Annotated in this window: 19 protein-coding genes; 7 read left to right on the forward strand and 12 right to left on the reverse strand. The window is 60.5% G+C overall.

The window, feature by feature from the left end; translation table 11 throughout:
• Nucleotides 1-390: 390 nt before the first annotated feature.
• From dnaA to K6117_RS10935, 4 genes are all read left to right on the forward strand, one after another.
• Entirely contained in the window at nt 391-1830 is a 1440-nt protein-coding gene (dnaA, locus tag K6117_RS10920) for a chromosomal replication initiator protein DnaA (protein ID WP_221794911.1), read from the forward strand.
• Nucleotides 1831-1854: 24 nt separating this feature from the next.
• Nucleotides 1855-2397, forward strand: a complete 543-nt coding sequence (locus tag K6117_RS10925) for an adenine phosphoribosyltransferase (protein WP_221794913.1) — start codon at nt 1855-1857, stop codon at nt 2395-2397.
• A 1-nt stretch (nt 2398) separates the two neighbouring features.
• A complete protein-coding gene (locus K6117_RS10930) occupies nt 2399-3073 on the forward strand; it encodes a 5'-methylthioadenosine/S-adenosylhomocysteine nucleosidase family protein (protein WP_221794915.1) in 675 nt (224 codons plus the stop codon).
• Between the two features lie 67 nt (nt 3074-3140).
• Complete coding sequence (locus K6117_RS10935) at nt 3141-3542, forward strand: GntR family transcriptional regulator (RefSeq protein WP_221794917.1); 402 nt, start codon at nt 3141-3143, stop codon at nt 3540-3542.
• Between the two features lie 27 nt (nt 3543-3569).
• Here K6117_RS10935 and K6117_RS10940 read toward each other — a convergent pair whose 3' ends face one another.
• Genes K6117_RS10940 through K6117_RS10950 form a run of 3 tightly spaced genes read right to left on the reverse strand, consistent with a single transcriptional unit; the run spans nt 3570 to nt 6933 of the window.
• Entirely contained in the window at nt 3570-5120 is a 1551-nt protein-coding gene (locus tag K6117_RS10940) for a hypothetical protein (RefSeq protein ID WP_221794919.1), read from the reverse strand.
• Nucleotides 5111-5917, reverse strand: a complete 807-nt coding sequence (gene murI / locus K6117_RS10945; protein ID WP_221795118.1) for a glutamate racemase — start codon at nt 5915-5917, stop codon at nt 5111-5113. The genes K6117_RS10940 and murI overlap by 10 nt, the downstream gene beginning before the upstream one ends.
• Nucleotides 5918-5931: 14 nt before the next feature.
• Nucleotides 5932-6933: an NAD(P)H-quinone oxidoreductase gene (locus K6117_RS10950; RefSeq protein WP_221794921.1), complete on the reverse strand. Its 1002-nt coding sequence runs from the start codon at nt 6931-6933 to the stop codon at nt 5932-5934.
• Between the two features lie 70 nt (nt 6934-7003).
• Between K6117_RS10950 and K6117_RS10955 the strand changes: the two genes are divergently transcribed.
• Nucleotides 7004-7255: a DUF1192 domain-containing protein gene (locus K6117_RS10955; RefSeq protein ID WP_425514707.1), complete on the forward strand. Its 252-nt coding sequence runs from the start codon at nt 7004-7006 to the stop codon at nt 7253-7255.
• A 57-nt stretch (nt 7256-7312) separates the two neighbouring features.
• A complete protein-coding gene (clpA, locus tag K6117_RS10960) occupies nt 7313-9637 on the forward strand; it encodes an ATP-dependent Clp protease ATP-binding subunit ClpA (RefSeq protein ID WP_221794923.1) in 2325 nt (774 codons plus the stop codon).
• A 308-nt stretch (nt 9638-9945) separates the two neighbouring features.
• Here the strand turns inward: clpA and K6117_RS10965 are convergent, their stop codons facing one another.
• The 5 genes from K6117_RS10965 to K6117_RS10985 all read right to left on the reverse strand — a co-directional run bounded on the left by K6117_RS10965 (nt 9946) and on the right by K6117_RS10985 (nt 15147).
• On the reverse strand, nt 9946-10656 hold the full coding sequence (locus K6117_RS10965) for a peptidylprolyl isomerase (protein WP_221794925.1): 711 nt from the start codon (nt 10654-10656) through the stop codon (nt 9946-9948).
• Nucleotides 10657-10775: 119 nt separating this feature from the next.
• Entirely contained in the window at nt 10776-13070 is a 2295-nt protein-coding gene (gene pnp / locus K6117_RS10970; protein ID WP_221794927.1) for a polyribonucleotide nucleotidyltransferase, read from the reverse strand.
• A gap of 153 nt (nt 13071-13223) precedes the next feature.
• Complete coding sequence (rpsO, locus tag K6117_RS10975; protein WP_221794929.1) at nt 13224-13493, reverse strand: 30S ribosomal protein S15; 270 nt, start codon at nt 13491-13493, stop codon at nt 13224-13226.
• Between the two features lie 23 nt (nt 13494-13516).
• Nucleotides 13517-14446 carry a tRNA pseudouridine(55) synthase TruB gene (gene truB, locus K6117_RS10980; protein WP_221794931.1) on the reverse strand — a complete coding sequence of 310 codons (930 nt, stop codon included), beginning with the start codon at nt 14444-14446 and terminating at the stop codon, nt 13517-13519.
• On the reverse strand, nt 14446-15147 hold the full coding sequence (locus K6117_RS10985; protein WP_221794933.1) for a site-2 protease family protein: 702 nt from the start codon (nt 15145-15147) through the stop codon (nt 14446-14448). The genes truB and K6117_RS10985 overlap by 1 nt, the downstream gene beginning before the upstream one ends.
• 303 nt (nt 15148-15450) lie before the next feature.
• Between K6117_RS10985 and K6117_RS10990 the strand changes: the two genes are divergently transcribed.
• Nucleotides 15451-16215, forward strand: coding sequence for a tetratricopeptide repeat protein (locus K6117_RS10990; RefSeq protein ID WP_221794935.1), 765 nt, complete (start codon nt 15451-15453; stop codon nt 16213-16215).
• Between the two features lie 72 nt (nt 16216-16287).
• Here K6117_RS10990 and K6117_RS10995 read toward each other — a convergent pair whose 3' ends face one another.
• From K6117_RS10995 to K6117_RS11010, 4 genes are read right to left on the reverse strand one after another with little or no spacing between them, the layout of a single operon-like run.
• A complete protein-coding gene (locus K6117_RS10995; RefSeq protein WP_221794937.1) occupies nt 16288-18294 on the reverse strand; it encodes an acetyl-CoA carboxylase biotin carboxylase subunit in 2007 nt (668 codons plus the stop codon).
• A complete protein-coding gene (gene scpA, locus K6117_RS11000) occupies nt 18294-20429 on the reverse strand; it encodes a methylmalonyl-CoA mutase (RefSeq protein WP_221794939.1) in 2136 nt (711 codons plus the stop codon). Before scpA ends, K6117_RS10995 begins: the two co-directional genes overlap by 1 nt.
• Entirely contained in the window at nt 20429-20866 is a 438-nt protein-coding gene (gene mce, locus K6117_RS11005) for a methylmalonyl-CoA epimerase (protein ID WP_221794941.1), read from the reverse strand. The genes scpA and mce overlap by 1 nt, the downstream gene beginning before the upstream one ends.
• Nucleotides 20867-20922: 56 nt before the next feature.
• Nucleotides 20923-22449 carry an acyl-CoA carboxylase subunit beta gene (locus K6117_RS11010; protein WP_221794943.1) on the reverse strand — a complete coding sequence of 509 codons (1527 nt, stop codon included), beginning with the start codon at nt 22447-22449 and terminating at the stop codon, nt 20923-20925.
• Nucleotides 22450-22538: the final 89 nt, after the last annotated feature.

Here is a 22538-nt window from a genome sequence, read left to right on the forward strand (position 1 = left end):
TATATTTCAATTCAGAGACAATTTGGGGTCTTGATCCCAGTCCTCAAGGGTCTTTATCAACACAGATGCAAGCAAGACGATTCTGTGGTTGCGGGGACATAATTCAGCCGGTTAATCGACCAAAAGATTAGCCAAACCAATGGATAACCAACTGTTTTCAGTTGTGGACCCCGTTGGTGAACCCTGTCTCTCAACCCGAATGATCCGTTCCTGTCCTCTGTACCAAGAGATGGAACGACATGAATCATTATAGCTGCAAGCTCTGGCGTGGCGCGTTGCCGATGGCTTTTGGTTATCGGCATCAAGGGGGCGATGCTGCGCTATCGGGGTTGAGTTATTTATCTGTGCAACGAGTGACGGGGGAATTTTTTGACCGATAGCCAACCATCTATGTCCGCTTTGGGCAACGCGCCGTTTATACCGGCGGTCGACCCATTGGTGGATGCGTGGGAGGCTATTCGTCTGGGCCTGCGCCGAGATGTCGGTGCGCGTACCTATGATCATTGGCTAAAGCCGGTGCAGCTTGTCGATTATGACCCGGACGACCAAGCCGTGGTGCTGGGGCTGACCTCACGCTTCATGGCGGATTGGGTCGCCAATAATTTCGGCGACCGGTTAAAGCTGGCCTGGCGGTCAATCATGCCCGAAGTCCGCGATGTGCGCTTCATTGCGGGCGAAATGTCCAATGAAACTGTCATGTCCGATGGCCTTGCCGCCGACAGCGCCACTGCACGCGATGTGGTAGCGGACGTAGCAACCGACGATGCGGCTGCAGGCGGAGCCATCCCCAACGCAGGGCCTATTGCAGGCTCTCCGCTCGACCCGCGCTTCACCTTCGACAATTTCGTGTGCGGCAAGGCGAATGAACTCGCCTTCAACGCTGCGCGCATGTTCGCTGCGCCGGGCGCGCCCGGTTTCAACCCGTTGTTCCTGCATGGCGGCACCGGCCTTGGCAAAACGCATCTGATGCACGCTATCGGCCATGCGTGGCGGACCCATCGCCCGGATGCCCGCGTGATCTACATGTCGGCGGAAAAATTCATGTACGAATTCGTCGCTTCGATGCGGGCGCGCGATACGTTCAGCTTCAAGGAACGGCTTCGATCTGCCGATGTACTGATGATCGATGATGTCCAGTTCATCGCGGGCAAGGATTCGACACAGGAAGAATTCTTCCACACGATGAATGAGATCATCGCCGCCGGGAAACGGCTGGTGATTACCGCCGACCGTTCACCACAGGATCTGGAGCGGATCGAAAGCCGCATCCTGTCGCGCCTGTCGGGCGGTCTGGTCGCGGACGTCAATCCGGCGGATTTCGAGCTGCGGCTCAACATCATCATTCGCAAGCTTGAAACCATGCCGCAAACGCAGATGCCGTTGCCGGTGGTCGAGTTTCTGGCACGCCGCATCACCAGCAATATTCGCGAACTGGAAGGCGCGGTGAATCGCGTCGCGGCCTATGCCATGCTGCAAAGCCGCGAGATCGACCTTGAGTTTGCACAGGACACCCTGGCCGATGTGCTGCGCGCCAATCAACGCCGCATTTCAATCGATGAGATCCAGCGCCGCGTATCGGAGCATTTCCGGATTCGTCAGGCGGAAATGACCTCTGCCCGCCGGTCGCGCGATGTCGCCCGCCCGCGCCAGATCGCGATGTATCTCGCCAAGCAATTGACCCCGCGTTCGCTGCCGGAAATTGGTCGTCGCTTTGGCGGGCGCGATCACACCACGGTTATTCATGCCGTGCGTCAGATTGAGAAGCTCCGCGCAGCCGATGCTGATATCGATCAGGAAGTCCGCTTGCTGATTCGCCAGCTGGAGGGCTGAGCAACGCGGAACCGGGGTAATAGTATGTCGAGTAACAATCATGATCTGGCGGCGCTGATCCGCACCATTCCAGACTATCCCAAACCGGGCATTCAATTTCGCGATGTATCGACGTTGCTGCTCGACGGCCCCGCCTTTCGCACGGCTATCGACAGGCTGGCCGCGACGTTCGACCCCGATCAGATCGACCTCATCGCCGGGATCGAGGCACGCGGCTTTATCGTGGCCGCCGCCCTGTCCTATGCCCTGTCCAAGGGCAAGCTGATCCTGCGCAAGCCGGGCAAGCTGCCGGGCGAACGGGTCGGCATGGATTATGCGCTGGAATATGGCATGGACCGGATCGAACTCCACATCGGCGCGGTCCAGCCCGGGCAACGGGTATTGCTGGTCGACGATCTGATCGCCACCGGTGGCACCGCGCTCGCCGCCGTGCGACTATTGCGCGGCGAAGGCGCGGTCATCGATCAGGCACGCTTCCTTGTGGACCTGCCGGACCTTGGCGGGACCGAGCGACTGTTGGCCAGCGGCGTCAAGGCCCACGCCCTCACCAGCTTTGCCGGAGACTGACATGGGGCGCAGAATCGGCATTATTACCGGCGTGCAGGAAGAGGCGGATGCCTTTCTTACCGGCCAGCATGACAGCATCGACCAGCATGGCGCGTTCAATATCCGCCGCCTGACGCATGGCGGCCATGACATCTCGATCTGCTGCGCCGGGATTGGCAAGGTCAATGCCGCGCTGGTCGCGACGATGCTGGCGATGCGCTATCAGGCAGATCTGCTGATGATCATCGGCACGGCGGGCAAGCTCAGTCAGATCGCGGGCGATTGCTTCGTCATCCATCAGGCCGTGCAGGGCGATTTCGGCGCGCAACGGCCCGATGGCTTTACCCATTATACTGCCGGCAGCTGGCCCATCGGCCCCGCCAGCATTGAAGCCTTTCACGCCATGCCCTTGCCGGGACTTGACCTGCCCAAGGTGCGGATCGTGACGGGGGATAGCTTTGTCGAATGCCCGGACCATAGCCTGAGGTTGCGCGAAGGGCTGGGCGGCGATCTGGTCGATATGGAAACGGGCGCGCTGGCTCAGGTGGCAATCAGGCTTGGCCTGCCCTGGGCAGCGATCAAGGCGACGACCGATGATGCCAATGGCGCAAGCGCGGGCGATTTCCAGACCAATTTGTTGCGCGCGGCGCGGCTGGCGGCGGCGGCAGCGGAACAGGCCATCGCCGCGCTGAACTGATACACAGCCGATCAGGCCGCATCAGATGTGTCGTGACCTGACAGGCGTATTGGTGTATTAAGTCACCATGTCAGTGGTTGACCAAGATCCCGGCCCGATGCACCTGCGCTTGCGCGGCCTTATTGTGACGATGCTGCTGGACGGCTCGTTGCAAGAAGGCGATCAATTGCCGTCGGTCCGCGCCTTTGCCGCCTCCCATAATATCAACCCGCTGACGGTCGCCAAGGCCTATCAACATTTTCAGGATCTCGGCCATATCGTGGCGCGACGCGGCGTCGGCATGTTCATCGCCAAGGGCGCCATCGAGAAATTGCGCCGGGAAGAACGCGCCTTCGCCTCGGATTATATCGCGCCCCGCCTGCGCCACATGCTCAAATTGATCGGCATGAGCCATCAGGAATTTCTGGCCGAGCTGGACAGCGATTCCGTGGCCAAGCCCTGTGCCGAGAAACCCTTTAGCGACTGCTGACCGGCTCAGCGCATCATGCGACACAAACTAGCCCTTGCGGCGATAGCCCGTGATCTCGATCGGCCTGCGATACCAATGCCAGATCTCATCGCGCTGCTCCTTCATCACGGCAGGCAGGTCATCTTCCGGGTCATAGGCATTGGACCCGGCACGGATCGTCCAGATCGTCGGGATCTGACGAGCCGTGGGTGTCGATGCAATGGCGCGCAATTCCGCCCGGGTGATCAGGACCGTGGCCGCGCTGCCGGTCGGATGCTGCCCCGCCACGCCCAAGGCCGGGACCGGGACCGGCAAGGGCCGCACGACATAGTCCAGCCCGCGATCACGCAAGGCGCGGCCCAGCGGCAGCGCCGCCTCGTTCGGATAGGTCCAGATTTCATCGCCGGGCCGGATACGGGCGCGCAGCAGATCGGCGACCTCATACCAATTTTCCCAATAAGGGCTGTGGCGGTTCTTGTAATTTACCTGCGCCATATTGACCGCCAGCACCAAAGCCGCGAGCAATAACAACCGGCGCATCATCGCCCCGTCCCGCCGCCATGGCCCGACTGCGCCCAACGCCATCAACAGGATCGCCGGGACCACCACCGGCGTCAATGTGCGCGGCAGAAAGATCGGCGCGACGAGATAGGAGATCAAGGCGGCGATCAACGGCGGCAACAAGGCGCACAGCAACAAGGCGGATGCGGCGCGGATCGATCTGCGCCGCAACCAGTTCTGCACAAAGCCCGCGACCATCAACAACAGCATGATCGCCAGCGCCGCCATGCCTTGCATCGACCAGAGCGAAAGGATCGTATTGCCGATGCGGGTCGGGTCGAAGGTCAGCCATGTCTTGGCGATCCAGCCATGGCTTTGCTGCGCAAGGATCAACAGGCCCGGCAACCAAAATATCGCCACCAGCGCATGGCCCAGAAACACTTTGGTCCATTCGGCACGCGACCAACGCCAAGGCGACAACAAAACAATCCCGCTCAATGTCAGCGTAACCGCATAAATCACACCGAGATTATGGAGCCACAATAATGCCAACAGGCTGGCGAGATAGGGCAGCAGCACGCGCCAGCCGATCCGCCTGCCCCGTTCGCGCCCATCCGCGATATGGAACATACAGGCAATGCTACAGGCATAGACGAAGATCAGATATGGATAGGGCCGGACTTCGCGGCTCATCTCCACCAGCGAGGGCGACAATGCGGCAAGCAACAGCGCCACCAGCAACAAGCGCAGGCGCGAAGCCGCATCCAGCCGGATCAGCCGCGCCAACGCCGCACCCGCCGCCAGCACGGCCCCCAGCGCCAGCATCCCGCCGATGACGCCGAAACTCCGCAACGCGATCAGGCTGTCGCCCACAACCGAGGTCCAGCCATGGAGCATGGAATAATAGACTGGCGGGTGCGTTTCATATTGCGGCACGACCGTCCACAAGAAGCGCAGGTCATGCGCGGCGGCAAAGGCGCTATAGGCCTCGTCCAGCCATAAGGGCTTCAAGCTGATATTGACGATACGCAGCCACAGGCCAAGCCCCGCCAGCAACAATATGCCAAGGATCAGCCACGCCGTCCGTCTTACAGCCATGCAATGTCTTCCAGTCCAAAAGCCGCAAGATTGGCGCGCATCTCCGGCGACACCTCCATCGGTGCGGTGAGCAGCATGACGCCCGCGCCCGGATGTGCGGGCCAGCTTTGATCTTGGGTCAAATGCGCAATGCGGCGCGATATGCCCGCCGCGCCATCCACGAAATGGAGCGGCTGGGGCGCGGCCTCCGCCAGTTCCTCCGCCACTAAAGGGAAATGTGTGCACGCAAGCACCACCACATCCATCAGTTCGCCCTCCGGTTGACCGATCAGGCCATCGAGAATCGCGCGATAGGCTTTGGCCGCATCAACCGGGGGCGGCGCGCCGCGCAGCTTGGCCTCGGCCAATTCGACCAGCCGGGCCGACCCATAACGCAACACCGTGCAATCCGCGCCGAACTCGGCAGAGAGATTGTCGACATAGGGCTGGCGCACCGTCGCTTCGGTGCCCAGCACGCCGATCACGCGCTTCTGCGACAACGCAGCAGCCGGCTTGATCGCGGGGACAGTACCGACCACCGGCAGATCAAGCGCGGCGCGGACATGGGCGAGCGCAATCGTCGAGGCGGTATTGCAGGCGATGACGATCAGGCGCGGATGATAACGCTCCGCCAAGCGACCCAATAGCACCGGCACCCGCGTCGCGATTTCGGCCTCGGTCCGCGTGCCATAAGGGAAATAGCCATTGTCCGCGACATAGACGACCGGCATCTGCGGCAGCAGGCGACGCGCCTCGGCCAGCACGGACAGCCCACCCATGCCGGAATCGAAGAACAGCACCGGACGATCATCCGGCATCATCACATGTCCCGTCACGGCATCTCCAGCACAATCTTGCCGACATGGTCGCCTGCCTCCATCCGGGCGTGCGCTGCCGCCGCCTCGGCCAAGGGAAACACGCGGTCCATCACCGGGCGCAACCGCCCGCCTTCGACATAAGGCCAGACCAGTCGATGCAATTCATCCGCGACCAGCGATTTAAACGCCACATTGCGCGCCCGCAGCGTCGATCCGGTCAACACATGCCGCCGCACCATCAATTGGCCGATGTTGATTTCCGCCTTGGCCCCGCGCTGGACCGCGATGGAGACATGGCGGCCATCCTCGGCAAGGCCTTTGAGATTGCGCGGCACATAATCGCCGCCGACCATATCCAGCACCGCCTGCACCCCCTTGCCGCCGGTCAGATGCAGCACCGTCTCGACAAAATCACCGCTATTGTAATTGATCGCATGATCGGCCCCGATGGTGATGGCATGGGCACATTTTTCATCCGAGCCACAGGTCACGATCATCGTCAGGCCGAATAATTTGCCAAGGGTAATCGCCATGGTGCCGATGCCGCTCGTGCCGCCATGGACCAACACCCGATCGCCTTCGACCACATAAGCGCGTTCGAACAAATTGGTCCACACCGTGAACAATGTCTCCGGCAAGGCCGCCGCCTCGGCCAAGGACAAAGTGACGGGCACCGGCAGGCATTGGCCCGCAGGCGCGCATGCATATTGGGCATAGCCGCCCCCGCCGATCAGCGCGCACATTTTCTGGCCCAGCAAAAGAGGTTCGACCCCCGCGCCCAGCGCCACCACTTCGCCCGCGATTTCCAGCCCCGGAATGCTCGGCGCCCCAATGGGCGGCGGATACATGCCCCGGCGTTGCAGCACATCGGGCCGATTGACCCCGGCATAAGCGACGCGGATCAGCACTTCTCCTGGCCCCGGCACCGGCACAGGCCGTTCGACCGGTACCAACACATCCGGGCCGCCTGCCATTTCAGGGTCGATCGCCATCATCAATTCCGGCACGTTACGCATACAATGATTTCCCCTATGACCGCGCATTCAGGGATGATCAGCTCTCCCCACATGACCGGTTCGGACACAAATGCTGCGGGCTTTATTGACTTGGGGGCGGGATCGGGTCAACTTCCGCCTGATGGATATGGACGATTTTTTACGCAGCCGCCCCGATGATCCGCTGGCGCTTTTGTGCCGTCAGGATCTCGATCCGCTGTCGGTCGATGAGTTGGAGGCCCGTATGGCGATCCTTGCCGCAGAAATCGAGCGTAGTCGCGCGCGCCTGAACCGGGCGAAGGATCATCGCAGCTCTGCCGATGCACTGTTCCGAAAAACTTGATCGCCCCTCTTGTGCTCGACACGAGCGCACCTGATATTGGTTGCAAGGAGTAATTTTATGCCATCCTTTGCTCGTGCGCTTGAAGAAACCCTGCATAACGCCCTTGGCGCCGCTTCGCAGCGTCATCACGAATATGCGACCCTTGAACATCTGCTGCTTGCGCTGACCGATGATGACGATGCGGCGCAGGTCATGGTGGCCTGTGGCGTGGATCTCGATGAGCTACGCAACGCGGTCACCCATTATCTCGATACCGAGCTTGAAGCCCTGAAAGGCAGCAAGGACACGACGCCGTCCCCCACCAGCGGGTTTCAGCGCGTGGTCCAGCGCGCGATCCTGCATGTCCAATCCTCTGGCCGCGATGAAGTGACCGGGGCGAATGTGCTGGTCGCCTTGTTCTCGGAACGCGAGAGCTATGCCGTCTATTTCCTGCAACAACAGGATATGAGCCGCCTCGATGCCGTCAGCTTCATCTCGCATGGCGTCGGCAAAAATGGCGTGACGCCGGTCGAACCGCGCGAAGTCAAGGGCGCGGAAGACGACAAGGCACCCAAGCAGGACAGCAAGAACAAGCAGGAAAGCGCGCTTGATCAATATACGGTCAACCTCAATGAAAAGGCGCGGCGCGGCAAGGTAGACCCGTTGATCGGGCGCGGGCCGGAGGTTGATCGCACAATCCAGATCCTGTGCCGCCGCTCCAAGAACAACCCGCTCTATGTCGGCGAACCGGGCGTGGGCAAAACCGCGATTGCCGAGGGTCTTGCCCGCAAGATCATCGAAGGCGATGTGCCGGATGTATTGAAGGAAGCGGTGATTTACTCGCTCGATATGGGGGCATTGCTGGCCGGGACGCGCTATCGCGGCGATTTCGAGGAGCGGCTGAAGGCGGTCGTCAACGAACTCGAAAAAATGCCGCATGCGGTGCTGTTCATCGATGAAATCCACACCGTCATCGGCGCGGGCGCGACATCGGGCGGCGCGATGGATGCGTCGAACCTGTTGAAGCCAGCTTTGTCCGGGGGGACGATCCGTTGCATCGGTTCGACCACCTATAAGGAGTTCCGCAACCATTTCGAAAAGGACCGCGCCCTGTTGCGCCGGTTCCAGAAGATCGACGTCAACGAACCGACGATCGAGGACACGATCAAGATCATCAAGGGGCTGCGTAGCGCCTTTGAAGAGCATCACAAGGTCCGCTATACGCCGGAAGCGATCAAGGCGGCGGTCGAATTGTCGGCACGCTATATCAACGACCGCAAGCTGCCGGACAAGGCCATCGATGTGATCGACGAAGTCGGCGCGATGCAGATGCTCGTCCCGCCGTCCAAGCGGAAGAAAATCATCGGTCCCGCCGATATCGAAGCCGTGATCGCGACCATGGCCCGCATCCCGCCGAAAACGGTATCGAGCGACGACAAGGCCGTGCTCGGCACGCTGGAAGGCGATTTGAAGCGGGTGGTATTCGGGCAAGACCCGGCGATTGCCGCGCTGTCGAGCGCGATCAAGCTCAGCCGTGCAGGCCTGCGCGATCCGGACAAGCCGATCGGCAATTATCTCTTCACCGGCCCGACCGGCGTGGGGAAAACCGAAGTCGCGCGGCAATTGGCCAATTTGCTCGGCATTCCGCTGCAACGCTTCGACATGTCGGAATATATGGAACGGCACAGCGTATCGCGCCTGATTGGCGCACCGCCGGGCTATGTCGGCTATGATCAGGGCGGCCTGCTCACCGATGCCATTGATCAGCAACCGCATTGCGTGTTGTTGCTCGATGAAATCGAAAAGGCGCATCCGGACCTGTTCAACATCCTGTTGCAGGTAATGGATAATGGCAAGCTGACCGACCATCATGGCAAGACGGTCGATTTCCGCAATGTGATCCTGATCATGACGACCAATGCGGGCGCCGCCGATATGGCGCGCGAAAGCATCGGTTTTGGCGAACTCAGCCGCGAAAGCGAAAGCGAAGATGCGGTCAAGCGGATGTTCACCCCGGAATTCCGCAACCGTCTCGATGCGGTCGTGCAGTTCGGCTATCTGCCGCCGGAAGTCGTCGCGATGGTCGTCGATAAGTTCATCCTGCAACTCGAATTGCAGCTGGCGGATCGCAATGTGCATATCAGCCTTGATGATGAGGCGCGCAAATGGCTGACCGACAAGGGCTATGACAAGCTCTATGGCGCACGCCCGATGGCGCGACTGATTCAGGAAAAGATCAAGCAGCCGCTGGCCGAGGAATTGCTGTTCGGCAATCTCGTCAATGGGGGTGAGGTCAAGGTGCGGATCAAGGACGGACAACCGAGCTTTGAAGTCGCCCCGGCCCCACCGCCCGCCGCCAAGAAACCGCGCGGCAAGGCCAAGGCGGGTTCGCAGACGAAGTAATCGGCTGCACATACGCATGCACAATCAGGGGTCGATGCCAACGCATCGGCCCCTTTTTGTTCGTCATTCCGACCCCTCTTCCCCCGTCAACCCGGTCACTCGCTCCTCGTCACTCCCGCCCCCCACTTCGTCATTCCCGCGAAGGCGGGAATCCAGACAGGGTGGACCAACAAGGGGCGTGCATCTCTCGATCCGATGGCGCTTTATGGATTCCCGCCTTCGCGGGAATGACGAAGGACAAGGGACCAAAATGACGGGGGAAGAGGGATCGGGGTGACGATGCGGGAGACTGTGGGGCTGACCCGGACCTAAGGCTGGGGTGGCGACACCGGCGGCACTGGCGCTGGGATGGCCACCACGCGGGTGCGACGTGCGGTCAGGATCTTGACCGGCGGGCTGAGCATCTGGCCCTTGAGCGGCCCTTGGCCGAGCGTGGGCGAGATCGGGGCGGCGTGAATCTTGCGCACCACATCCATGCCCTCGACGACATAGCCAAACACCGCATAGCCCGCATTATCGCCGGGATTTTCGGGATGGGCGTTCAATGACGGCATTTCCGAGACGAGGATCGAGAAATCGGCGGTCGCCGTGCCGGGCGCAAAGCGCGCCATCGAAATCGCGCCGGGGAGGTGCAACAGGCCGGTCTTGCTGGTCGGTTCATGCGCGATGGGTTTCAGCGTCTTTTTCGGATCGCCGCGCGTGCCTGCCTGAATCAGCCCCTCCGGCTTTTCCGGCGTCCCCCATGCCAGCCGCATCGAACGATAGAAGCTGATCCCGTCGAACCGCTTTTGATCGACATAGCGCAGGAAATTGGCGGTGGTGATCGGCGCGTGGCGGGCATCGAGATCCAGCGCAATCGGCCCCATTGAGGTGGTGAGCGTCACCCGAACCAGCCCTTGGCGGTCAGGCGCGGTCGGTTGGGCCATGCCGAGCGCGGGCGGCGGGGTTTGGGCCATGGCCGCCGACAGAGGGGAAAGGGCCAGCAGCAGGGCGGCGATAGGGGCGAATCGATTGGTCATGATCATGGCCGCAGCCTAACCGCCATCGCCGTCATGAAAAAGGGGGCCGCGTTGCCGCGACCCCCCTTTATCATTTGCCTGTATATTCAAGGCAGAACCCGAAGGCTCCGACCCGAATATCAGTCGTCCTTTTTCAGGAAGGCTGGCGCGAATTCTGGCTCTGGGCCATCTTCGCGTTCGCGACGGGGACCACGGTCGCCGCCTTCACGACGCGGACCACGACCACGGTCGCCACCTTCGCGGCGCGGGCCACGGCCTTCGCCGTCACGACGCGGACCACGGTCAGCGCGCGGCGCGGCTGGCGGACGGGTGTCTTCCAGTTCCTCGCCGGTTTCCTGATCGACAACGCGCATCGACAGACGCACCTTGCCGCGCGGATCGATTTCGAGCACCTTGACCTTGACTTCCTGACCTTCGGACAGGGCATCAGAGACCTTTTCAACGCGTTCGTTGCGGATTTCCGAAACGTGGACGAGACCGTCCTTGCCGCCCATGAAATTCACGAATGCGCCGAAATCAACGAGGTTCACGACCTTACCGTTGTAGATCTTGCCGACTTCAGCTTCTTCTACGATGCCGAGAATCCACTGACGCGCCGCTTCGATCTGCGACAGGTCGGACGACGAAATCTTGATCAGGCCTTCATCATCGATGTCGACCTTGGCGCCGGTGGTGGCGACGATTTCGCGGATGACCTTACCGCCGGTGCCGATGACTTCACGGATCTTCGACTTGTCGATCTGCAAGGTTTCGATGCGCGGGGCATGGGCCGACAACTCTTCACGGGTGTGATCGAGCGCCTTGGCCATTTCGCCGAGGATGTGATGACGACCGTCCTTGGCCTGCGCCAAAGCCACCTTCATGATTTCCTCGGTGATGCCAGCGATCTTGATGTCCATCTGGAGCGAGGTGATGCCTTCCGACGTCCCCGCAACCTTGAAGTCCATGTCGCCGAGATGATCTTCATCACCCAGAATATCCGACAGCACCGCGAAGTTCTTGCCTTCCAAGATCAGGCCCATGGCAATGCCAGAGACCGGACGCTTGATCGGCACGCCGGCATCCATCAGCGCGAGCGAACCGCCGCACACCGTCGCCATCGACGACGAACCGTTCGACTCGGTGATGTCCGAGGTCAGACGGATGGTGTAAGGAAATTCTTCCTTGGTCGGCAGCACGCCATGCAGCGCGCGCCATGCGAGCTTGCCATGGCCCACTTCACGACGACCCGGTGCGCCGAAGCGACCGACTTCACCGACCGAATAAGGCGGGAAGTTATAGTGCAGCATGAAATGTTCGTACTTGAGGCCGGTCAGGCCATCGATCATCTGCTCGGATTCCTTGGTCCCCAAGGTGCAGCTTGCGATGGTCTGGGTTTCGCCACGGGTGAACAGGGCCGAACCATGGGCGCGCGGCAGGAAGTGCGCTTCCGCCACGATCGGGCGAACGGTCTTCGTGTCGCGACCGTCGATGCGACGGCCTTCCTTCAGGATGGCGGTGCGGACGATATCGGCTTCGAGCTTTTTCACGAGCTTCATCGCCGCCATCTGGTCCTGCGGGCTTTCGCTCGCATTCGCAGCCTTCGCCTTGGCGCGGGCTTCGTTCAGCGCGTTCGAACGGGCCGATTTGTCGACCAGCTTGTACGCGGCGTCGATGTCCTTGCCGACCAGCTTCTTGAGCTTGGCCTTAAGGTCGCTGAGATCAGCCTGCGGGGCCATTTCCCAAGGTTCCTTGGCAGCCTGTTCGGCCAGACGGATGATCGCTTCGATCACCTTCTGGCTGGCTTCATGCGCGAACATCACGGCGGTCAGCATGGTGTCTTCCGAAAGCTCCTTGGCTTCCGATTCGACCATCATCACGGCGTCATGCGTACCGGCAACGACCAGTTCCAGCTCGCCTTCGGCAACCTGAGCATCATTCGGGTTGAGGATGAATTCGCCATCCTTGAATCCAACGCGCGCCGCGCCGATCGGGCCCATGAACGGCACGCCGGAAAGCGTCAGCGCAGCCGATGCCGCGATCATCGCGAGGATGTCCGGTTCGTTTTCGCCGTCATAGCTCAACACCTGGCAGATGACGTTGATTTCGTTATAGAACCCTTCCGGGAACAGCGGGCGGATCGGACGGTCGATCAGGCGGGAAACCAAGGTTTCCTTTTCCGTCGCGCCGCGTTCACGCTTGAAAAAGCCACCCGGGATACGACCGGATGAGAAATATTTTTCTTGATAATGCACGGTGAGCGGGAAGAAATCCTGCCCTTCCTTGACCGACTTTGCAGCGGTGACGGCGCACAATACAACAGTTTCGCCGAGGGTCGCGACAACCGCGCCATCAGCCTGACGAGCAACCTTGCCCGTTTCGAGTGTCAGGGTCTGTCCGCCCCACTCGATCGATACTTTCTTCACGTCAAACATAGTGTTTTCCTTCGATCCGGCGGCCCTATGCGCGCCGGAGGCCTCTTGAGTCTGGGACCGGTCGTGGTCCCGTTTACGCCGGAAAAAATGCCGAATTGCATTCCATTCCGGAAAAAAAACGGCCCCCGGAAGCGGGGGCCGTCCTTTATCAGGTTACTTGCGAAGACCGAGCTTCGCGATCAAGGCCGCATAACGACCATTGTCGACGCGCTTGAGATAATCGAGCAGCGAACGACGCTTGTTGACCAGCATCAACAGACCGCGGCGGGAATGGTTATCCTTGGCGTGGGTCTTGAAGTGGTCGGTCAGGTTGTTGATACGCTCGGTCAGAATAGCGATCTGGACTTCCGGCGAACCGGTGTCGCCTTCGGCGCGGGCATGTTCAACAATCAAAGCGGCTTTGCGTTCAGTGGTAATCGTCATGTGTCTTCCTTCGACATCGTGCTTTACAAGTTGAAGCCGCGTTCGACCTTGACGGTCCCGGACAAGCATTCCACCAACGCGACCGGCATTTCATCCAGCAGCGCGAGGTGGAGACCGTCCAACACGGCAACCCCGGAGAGAAACTGTCCATGACGGAGCAGCCTTGCCTGTTCCGGTCCAAGGGCGAGAGCCGGGATGTCGTCCAGCGCCGTCCTTATGGGCAAGCATAAGTCCTCAAGGGACCGCGCCTTAGCAATTTCGGCCAATTTGTCCAGTGAAATCGCCTGTTCCAGCGTGAACGGCCCGGCCTTGGTCCGCCGCAACATCGTCACATGGCCGACTGTCCCCAATGCCGCCGCGATATCGCGTGCCAAGGATCGGATATAAGTCCCCTTGGACACAAAAGCGGACAAAGTGACGGACTCCAACCCTGCATCGCCCGGCACGGACCCCCGAATATCAAGGGCGTGGATCGTGACCGCCCGAGTCGCGAGCGTGACCTCTTCGCCAGCACGCGCCAGATCATAAGCGCGCTTGCCATCGACTTTCAGCGCCGAAAAAGCGGGCGGCACCTGTTCAATCGGCCCGGTAAAGCGCGGCAGCACGGCCTCCACCTGTGCCAAGGTCGGGCGCACATCGCTGGTCGCGATCACCTGCCCTTCGAGATCAAGGCTGTCGGTCTGGGTGCCGAAGCAGATCGTGAAATCGTAGATCTTGCTCGCATCGAGCATCCGCCCGGCCAATTTGGTTGCCTCGCCCAGCGCGACCGGCAATACCCCGGTCGCGAGCGGATCGAGCGTGCCGCCATGGCCGACCTTGACCTTGGCGCAACCGGCCTCCCGCAATGCGCGTTTGACCGCCGACACGGCCTGTGTCGAACCTAGCCCCAAGGGCTTATCGAGAATGATCCAGCCGTGAAGGGCTTTGGGCAGGGCCTGTGCTTGGTCCGTCATCAGGCCTTGCCCCCGACCAACATATCCAGCGCGTTATCGACCAGCCCCAGCACCCAATCGACCGGCGGGCCGATCACCCGTTCGAGCAGATGGGCATTGGGCGCGATCATCGGCAGGACGATCAGCAGCAAGATCGGGATCAACAGGCCGAATCGCTGTAATTTCGCATAGGGGACCGCCAGCGCGCGCGGCAAAATGCCCTGCATCACATGGCTGCCGTCAAAGGGCGGGATCGGGATCAGATTGAAAATCGCGAGCATCACATTGATGATGATGAGATTGCTGAAATTCTCCTTCAGGAACCCGGCGACGCCGCCTTGCGGGTGCGGCACGACATTGAGCAGCACCGCCAGCATCAAGGTCGCCACGACCGTCAGCAGCAGATTCATCATCGGGCCCGCCAGCGCCACTGCCACCATGTTCCAGCGAGGATTGCGCATCCGGGCAGCCACCACCGGCACCGGCTTGGCCCAGCCGAAAATCGGGGCGTTGGATAAAGCGAGGATCATTGGCAGGACAATCGTGCCGATGGGATCGACATGGCGCAGCGGGTTGAAGCTCAACCGCCCCATGCGGTCCGCCGTCATATCGCCACAGGCGCGGGCCATCAGACCATGGGCGACCTCGTGAAAAACAATGGCGATGGTCAGCGGCACCAGCCATGTGCCAATCGCGAAAAACAGGGGGGCGATCTCAGTCATGCGCGTTGCATTAGCCGAGCAGGCAGGAAGGCCCAAGAGCTAAAGCATCGTTCGGAAATTGGGCACCGGTTTTCCATATTATCATTCCCGCGCCCTCCCTCATCCCTCCCTCATCCCTCCCGCACCCCTTCTCGTCATTCCCGCGAAGGCGGGAATCCAGAAACGCCATCGGATCAAAGGGCGCGCACCCATGCCGGTTCGCTCTGTCTGGATTCCCGCCTACGCGGGAATGACGGGGGGAGAGGAGGCGCGACCTAAAGACTGTTCAGCAAGGATGCAGCTTTCATGCTACATGCCGACTCTATGATGATCCTTGCTGCCCTATTGGTGCAAAGCGCCGCCAATCCCGGTCTTGAAACCCACTTCAACGCCTGCGTCAATCTGATCGCCACCGATGCCGCCGCCGCGCAGGCAGATGCGGAAAAATGGCGGCAGGAAAATGGCGGCGCACCCGCCTTGCATTGCCTTGGCCTCGCCTTTGTCGCGCAGGATCGGTTCGGCCCGGCGGTCACGACCTTTGAACAGGCCGCCCGCCAAGCCGCAATCAATCGCGATGGCCGGGCGGCGTTCTTCTATGTCCAGGCGGGCAATGCCGCGCTGGCGGGCGATGATCCTTCGCAGGCGCGCAACATGTTCGATGCGGCACTGTCCATCCCTTCGTTAAGCGCGGCCCAGCAAGGCGAGGCGCATCTCGACCGCGCCCGGGCGCTGGTCGTGCTCAATGATCTTGGCGGGGCGCGTGGTGATCTTGATGCCGCGTTGAAATTGGTCCCGGCGGACCCGATGGCATGGCTGTTATCGGCTACGCTGGCGCGGCGGATGGGGGAACTTCCCCGTGCGGAAAGTGACATCGGCACCGCGATGCAGAAAGCGCCGGACGATGCGGCAGTCGCCTATGAGGCGGGCAATATCGCTTATGCGATGGATGCGCCCAAGGCCGCACAGGCCGCATGGGAGCGGGCAGCCGCGGCGGATGCATCCGGGCCGATTGGTGAAAATGCGCAGCGCGCATTGCAGAGCCTGACCGCACCACCTGCCCCAGTGACGACCCCGGCGACAACTCCCTGAACATCGCCCAAGAAAAAGGGGAAGGCAGCCACAGCCGCCCTCCCCTTCATTCCATACTCAATTTTAGACGCGTTATTCCATTTCAAGAATAATGGCATCCACGGCGAGGCTTTCGCCTGCCTTGGCATTGACGGTCTTCACCACGCCCGTCTTTTCGGCGCGCAGGATATTTTCCATCTTCATCGCTTCGACCACGGCCAACGCCTGACCGGCCTCGACCTTATCGCCTTCCTGCACATGCAGCGCGACGAGCAGGCCCGGCATCGGGCACAACAAGAAGCGCGACAGATCCGGCGGCACCTTGTCGATCATATGCGCGGCCAAACGGGCAATATTTGCCGGCAGGACACGCGCCTGATGGATCGCGCCACGGGTCGTCATTTTGAAGCCCATGCGGGTCTTTGCGATCTTGACCGAGAGATTGTCGCCTTCCGCCTCGGCTTCGATCATGCGGTCGCCCGGCGTATATTCAATCGCCAGATCGAAATCATGGCCATCGATGGTGACTTCTTCACCCTCAAACGCGACATCATGCACGACATCGCCGATCTTGACCTGCCATGCGAGCGGCGGATCGAGTTCGTCACCCAATTGCCCATCTACCTGACGCGCGCGATCCGCTTCCGCCGTCGCGGCGAACGCAGCGATAGCGGCAAGGCTGCGGATCAGATCGGGCGAGGTCGCGGCCCCGGTGAAACCGTCCGGATATTCCTCGGCGATAAAGCCCGTGGTCAATTCGCCCGAGCGGAAGCGCGGGTGCTGCATGATCGCGGAGAGGAAGTCGATATTGTGGCCAAGGCCTTCCAATTCGAACCGATCGAGCGCGGCGACCTGCTTGTCCGCCGCTTCGTCGCGGGTGGCACCCCAGGTGATGAGCTTCGCGATCATCGGATCGTAGAACATCGACACTTCGCCGCCATCGCGCACGCCATCATCGACGCGCACGCCATCGACGCCGCGAATATCGCCCGTCCAGCCCGCAACCGGCGGGTTATAGCGCACAAGCCGACCGGTGGACGGCAGGAAACCGCGATACGGATCTTCGGCATAGACGCGGTTTTCAATCGCCCAACCGTCGATCTTCACATCATCCTGCGTCAGGGCGAGCTTTTCGCCCGCCGCCACGCGGATCATCTGTTCGACCAGATCGACCCCGGTGATGCATTCGGTGACCGGATGCTCCACCTGCAAACGGGTGTTCATTTCGAGGAAATAGAAGCTTTCGCCCGTCGGGTCCGCACCCGAGACGATCAGTTCCACCGTACCTGCGGAATAATAGCCCACGGCCTTGGCGAGCGCGACGCATTGTTCGCCCATCGCCTTACGCATCTTCGGCGTCACGAACGGTGACGGCGCTTCTTCCACGACCTTTTGGTGGCGACGCTGGATCGAGCATTCGCGCTCGTTCAGATACAGCACATTGCCATGCTGATCGCCCAAGATCTGGATTTCGATGTGGCGCGGGTTGAGGATGAACTTTTCGATGAACACGCGATCATCGCCAAAGCTGTTCAGCCCTTCGCGCTTGGTCGCTTCAAAGCCCTCGCGGACATCGTTTTCATTATAGGCAAGGCGCATGCCCTTGCCACCGCCGCCAGCCGACGCCTTCATCATCACCGGATAGCCGATCTCGTTCGAGATCTGCACGGCATGTTCGGTGCTCTCGATTTCACCGACAAAGCCGGGGACGACATTCACGCCCGCGAGCTTGGCCAGCTTCTTCGATTCAATCTTGTCACCCATCGCGGCAATCGCGTTGATCGGCGGGCCGACAAAGGCGATGCCATTATCGGCCAGCGCCTGTGCGAACGACGTACGTTCGGACAGAAAGCCATAGCCCGGATGGACAGCATCCGCGCCCGTCTGCTTGCAGGCTTCGATGATCTTTTCAGCGATCAAATAGCTCTGCGCCGCAGGCGACGGGCCGATATGCACGGCTTCGTCCGCCATCTGGACAAAGGGCGCGCGGGCATCGGCGTCGGAATAGACAGCGACGGTCGCAATGCCCATCTTCTTGGCCGTGCGAATGACGCGGCAAGCGATTTCGCCACGGTTCGCAATCAGGATTTTCTTGAACATTATTCAGCGGCCTCCCCAGCCGGCGGCATATTGTGGCCAAGCAGACGGAGCACATCCGCCGCGCATTCAACGACATTGGAGCCGGGGCCATAAATGCCCTGCACCCCAGCATCGCGCAGATAATCATAATCCTGCGGCGGGATCACGCCGCCGGCGATCACCTTGATATCACCGCGCCCCTTTTCCTTGAGCAGGTTGATCAGTTCCGGGATCAACGTCTTGTGACCAGCGGCCAAAGACGATGCACCGACGACATCGACACCCGACTCCAGCGCCAGCACGACGGTTTCTTCCGGCGTCTGGAACAGCGGACCGGAAACAATGTCAAAGCCCATATCGCCAAAGGCGGAGGCGATGACATTGGCGCCGCGATCATGGCCATCCTGACCCATTTTGGCGACCATCACCTTGGGCGCGCGACCCATGCGGCGCTTCACGGCTTCCACGCCGTCGAGCACCTGCTGCCAACGGGTATCGCCCGTATAAGGCGCGGCATAGACACCCTTCACCGGGGTCGGGGTGGTGCCATAACGACCGAACACATCTTCCATCGCCAGCGAAATTTCACCGAGCGTGGCGCGTTCGCGGGCGGCATCGACCGCCAATGCCAGCAGATTGCCATTGCCCTTGGCGCCTTCGCGCAGCGCATCGAGCGCAGCCTGACATTTGGCTTCGTTACGCGCCGCCTTGGTCGCCTTCAAACGGGCAATCTGGCCATCGCGAACCTTGGCATTATCAACTTCGAGCGTTTCAAGATGATCTTCGGTCGCAAGGCGATATTTGTTCACGCCGACGATCACATCATCCGCGCGGTCAACCCGCGCCTGACGACCGGCCGCTGCTTCTTCAATCATCGCCTTCGGCCAGCCCGCCGCCACGGCCTTGGCCATGCCGCCTTCGCCATCGACGCGGTTGATGATTTCCCATGCCTTGTCGACCAGTTCCTGCGTCAACGACTCGATATAATAAGAGCCACCCAGCGGATCGACGACATTGCACATGCCGGTTTCTTCCTGAATCACGATCTGCGTGTTGCGCGCGATACGGGCAGAGAAGTCGGTCGGCAGCGCAATCGCTTCGTCGAGCGCGTTGGTGTGCAGCGACTGGGTGCCGCCCAGCATCGCCGCCATCGCTTCGATCGTGGTGCGGATCACGTTGTTATACGGGTCCTGTTCCGTCAGCGACACGCCCGATGTCTGGCAATGGGTGCGCAGCATCTTCGAACGTTCGTCCTTCGCGCCCAATTGGGTCATCACGCGATGCCACAGCACGCGGGCCGCGCGCAGCTTGGCGACTTCCATGAAGAAGTTCATGCCGATGGCGAAGAAGAAGGACAGACGACCGGCGAATTTGTCGATGTCGAGGCCGGAAGCCACGCCATATTTCACATATTCCATGCCGTCGGCGATGGTGAAGGCGAGTTCCTGCACCTGCGTCGCACCGGCTTCCTGCATGTGATAGCCGGAAATGGAGATGCTGTTGAACTTCGGCATCTTGGTGCTGGTATAGCCAAAGATGTCGGAGATGATCCTCATCGAGGGTTCGGGCGGATAGATATAGGTGTTCCGCACCATGAACTCTTTGAGAATGTCGTTCTGGATCGTGCCGTCGAGCTGTTCGGTCGGCACGCCCTGTTCTTCGCCCGCGATGATGAAAAAGGCGAGGATCGGGATCACCGCGCCGTTCATCGTCATCGACACCGACATCTTGTCGAGCGGGATGCCGTCGAACAGGATCTTCATGTCTTCGACGCTGTCGATTGCCACGCCCGCCTTGCCGACATCGCCAACCACGCGCGGGTGATCCGAATCATAGCCACGGTGCGTTGCAAGATCGAACGCGACTGACAGGCCCTTTTGCCCCGCCGCAAGGTTGCGGCGATAGAAAGCGTTCGATTCCTCGGCGGTCGAGAAACCGGCATATTGGCGGATCGTCCACGGGCGACCGGCATACATCGATGCCTTCACGCCACGGGTGAACGGGGCAAAGCCGGGCAGGCCGGGATCGACGGTCACGTCTTGTGCCGTGTACAGCGGCTTGACGGTGATCCCTTCCGGGGTGTTCCAGTTCAGGTCCTTGCCCTTGACTTCCTTGTCAGCAGCGGCCTGCCAATCGGCAACAGTCTTGTCAGTCATTAGTGCGCCCCCTTCGGCGTTTCCATGATTTCAGTCAGCACGCCGTTCATGTCTTTCGGGTGCAGGAAGAAGATCATCGTGCCATGCGCGCCGATGCGCGGTTCGCCCAGCACCCTTTTGCCAATGGCCTCAAACTCGGCCTTGGCGACGAAAATGTCCGGCACTTCATAGCACATGTGATGTTGGCCCCCATGGGGGTTCTTGGCGATGAAGCTGTGGATCGGCGAGCCTTCGCCCAATGGTTCGATCAGTTCGATCTGCGTGCCATGGGTTTCATTTTCGCCCGGCGTATCGATAAAGCACACCTTCACACCCTGCGACGGCAGGTCGAACGGCGCATGGATTTTCGTCGCACCCATGACATCGCGATAATAAGCGATGCTGGCTTCGATGGACGGCGTGGCAACGCCGATATGATTGAGACGGCCCAGTTTCATTGGCTTCATCCTTTCAACTCGTCACGCGGCGACAAGGCACCGCGTGACGACGAGACTCAAAGCGGAATGTTGTCGTGCTTCTTCCAAGGATTTTCGAGTTCCTTGTTGCGCAGCTTGCGAAGACCCAGAGCGATCCGGCGACGGGTCGAATGCGGATAGATCACCTCGTCGATAAAGCCCTTTGACGCCGCCACGAACGGGTTGGCGAAACGGTCTTCATATTCCTTGGTGCGCTCCGCGATTTCTTCCGTCGTCTTGCCACGGAAGATGATTTCCACCGCGCCCTTGGCGCCCATCACGGCGATTTCGGCGGTCGGCCATGCATAGTTCAAATCGCCGCGCAGATGCTTGGACGCCATCACGTCATACGCGCCGCCATAGGCCTTGCGGGTGATGATGGTGATTTTCGGCACGGTCGCTTCAGCATAAGCGAACAGCAGCTTGGCGCCATGTTTGATGATGCCGTTATGTTCCTGGCTGACGCCCGGCAAGAAGCCCGGCACATCGACAAAGGTAATGATCGGAATCTCGAACGCATCGCAGAAGCGGACGAAACGACCCGCCTTTTTCGACGCATTGATATCGAGACAGCCCGCCAGCACGATCGGCTGATTGGCGACGATGCCGACGGTGCGGCCTTCGATCCGGCCAAAACCGATGATGATATTGCCTGCATGGGTCGGCTGGACTTCGAAGAAATCGCCTTCATCGACGGTCTTCTTGATAACTTCATGCATGTCATAGGGCATATTCGCCGATGCCGGGATGACCGTATCGAGGCTTTCCTCAATCCGATCCCAAGGATCGTCGGTGGGCCGTTCCGGCACGCCGATCCGGTTGTTTTCCGGCAGATAGTCGAAGAAGTCGCGCGCCGCGAGCAGGGCTTCGATGTCATTTTCAAACGCGACATCCGCCACGCCCGATTTCGCCGTATGGGTGACGGCACCGCCCAGTTCTTCCTGCGTCACGACTTCGTTGGTGACGGTCTTGACCACGTCCGGGCCGGTCACGAACATATAGGAGCTGTCCTTCACCATGAAGATGAAGTCGGTCATCGCGGGCGAATAGACCGCGCCGCCCGCGCATGGCCCCATGATCAGCGAGATCTGCGGCACCACGCCCGAAGCATTCACATTGCGCTGGAACACTTCGGCATAGCCGCCAAGCGATGCCACGCCTTCCTGAATGCGCGCGCCGCCGGAATCGTTGAGGCCGATGACCGGTGCGCCGACCTTCAGCGCCATGTCCATCACCTTGCAGATTTTCTGCGCATGGCGTTCGGAGAGCGAGCCGCCGAACACGGTGAAGTCCTGGCTGAACACGAATACCAGACGACCGTTGATCGTGCCGGAGCCGGTGACGACGCCATCGCCCGGGATCTTGGTTTCATCCATGCCGAAGTCGGTGCAATTATGCTCGACATACATGTCATATTCTTCAAATGAGCCTTCATCGAGAAGGACCTCCAGCCGCTCGCGCGCCGTCAGGCGGCCCTTGGCATGCTGTGAATCGATGCGCTTTTGACCGCCACCCATGCGGGCTGCATCACGACGCTTTTCGAGTTCGGCGATATTGGAAGACATAACGGCCCCTTTGCATGTTCGGATTCGCTTTGGCCTGCCCTTTCTGCATTGGCGGTTGCATTGCAACATGAATTTTGTGTAATCTTGCA

Origin of the sequence: Alteraquisediminimonas sediminicola (genome assembly GCF_019740335.1) — a bacterium.
In the GTDB taxonomy this organism is placed as follows: Bacteria; Pseudomonadota; Alphaproteobacteria; order Sphingomonadales; family Sphingomonadaceae; genus Alteraquisediminimonas; species Alteraquisediminimonas sediminicola.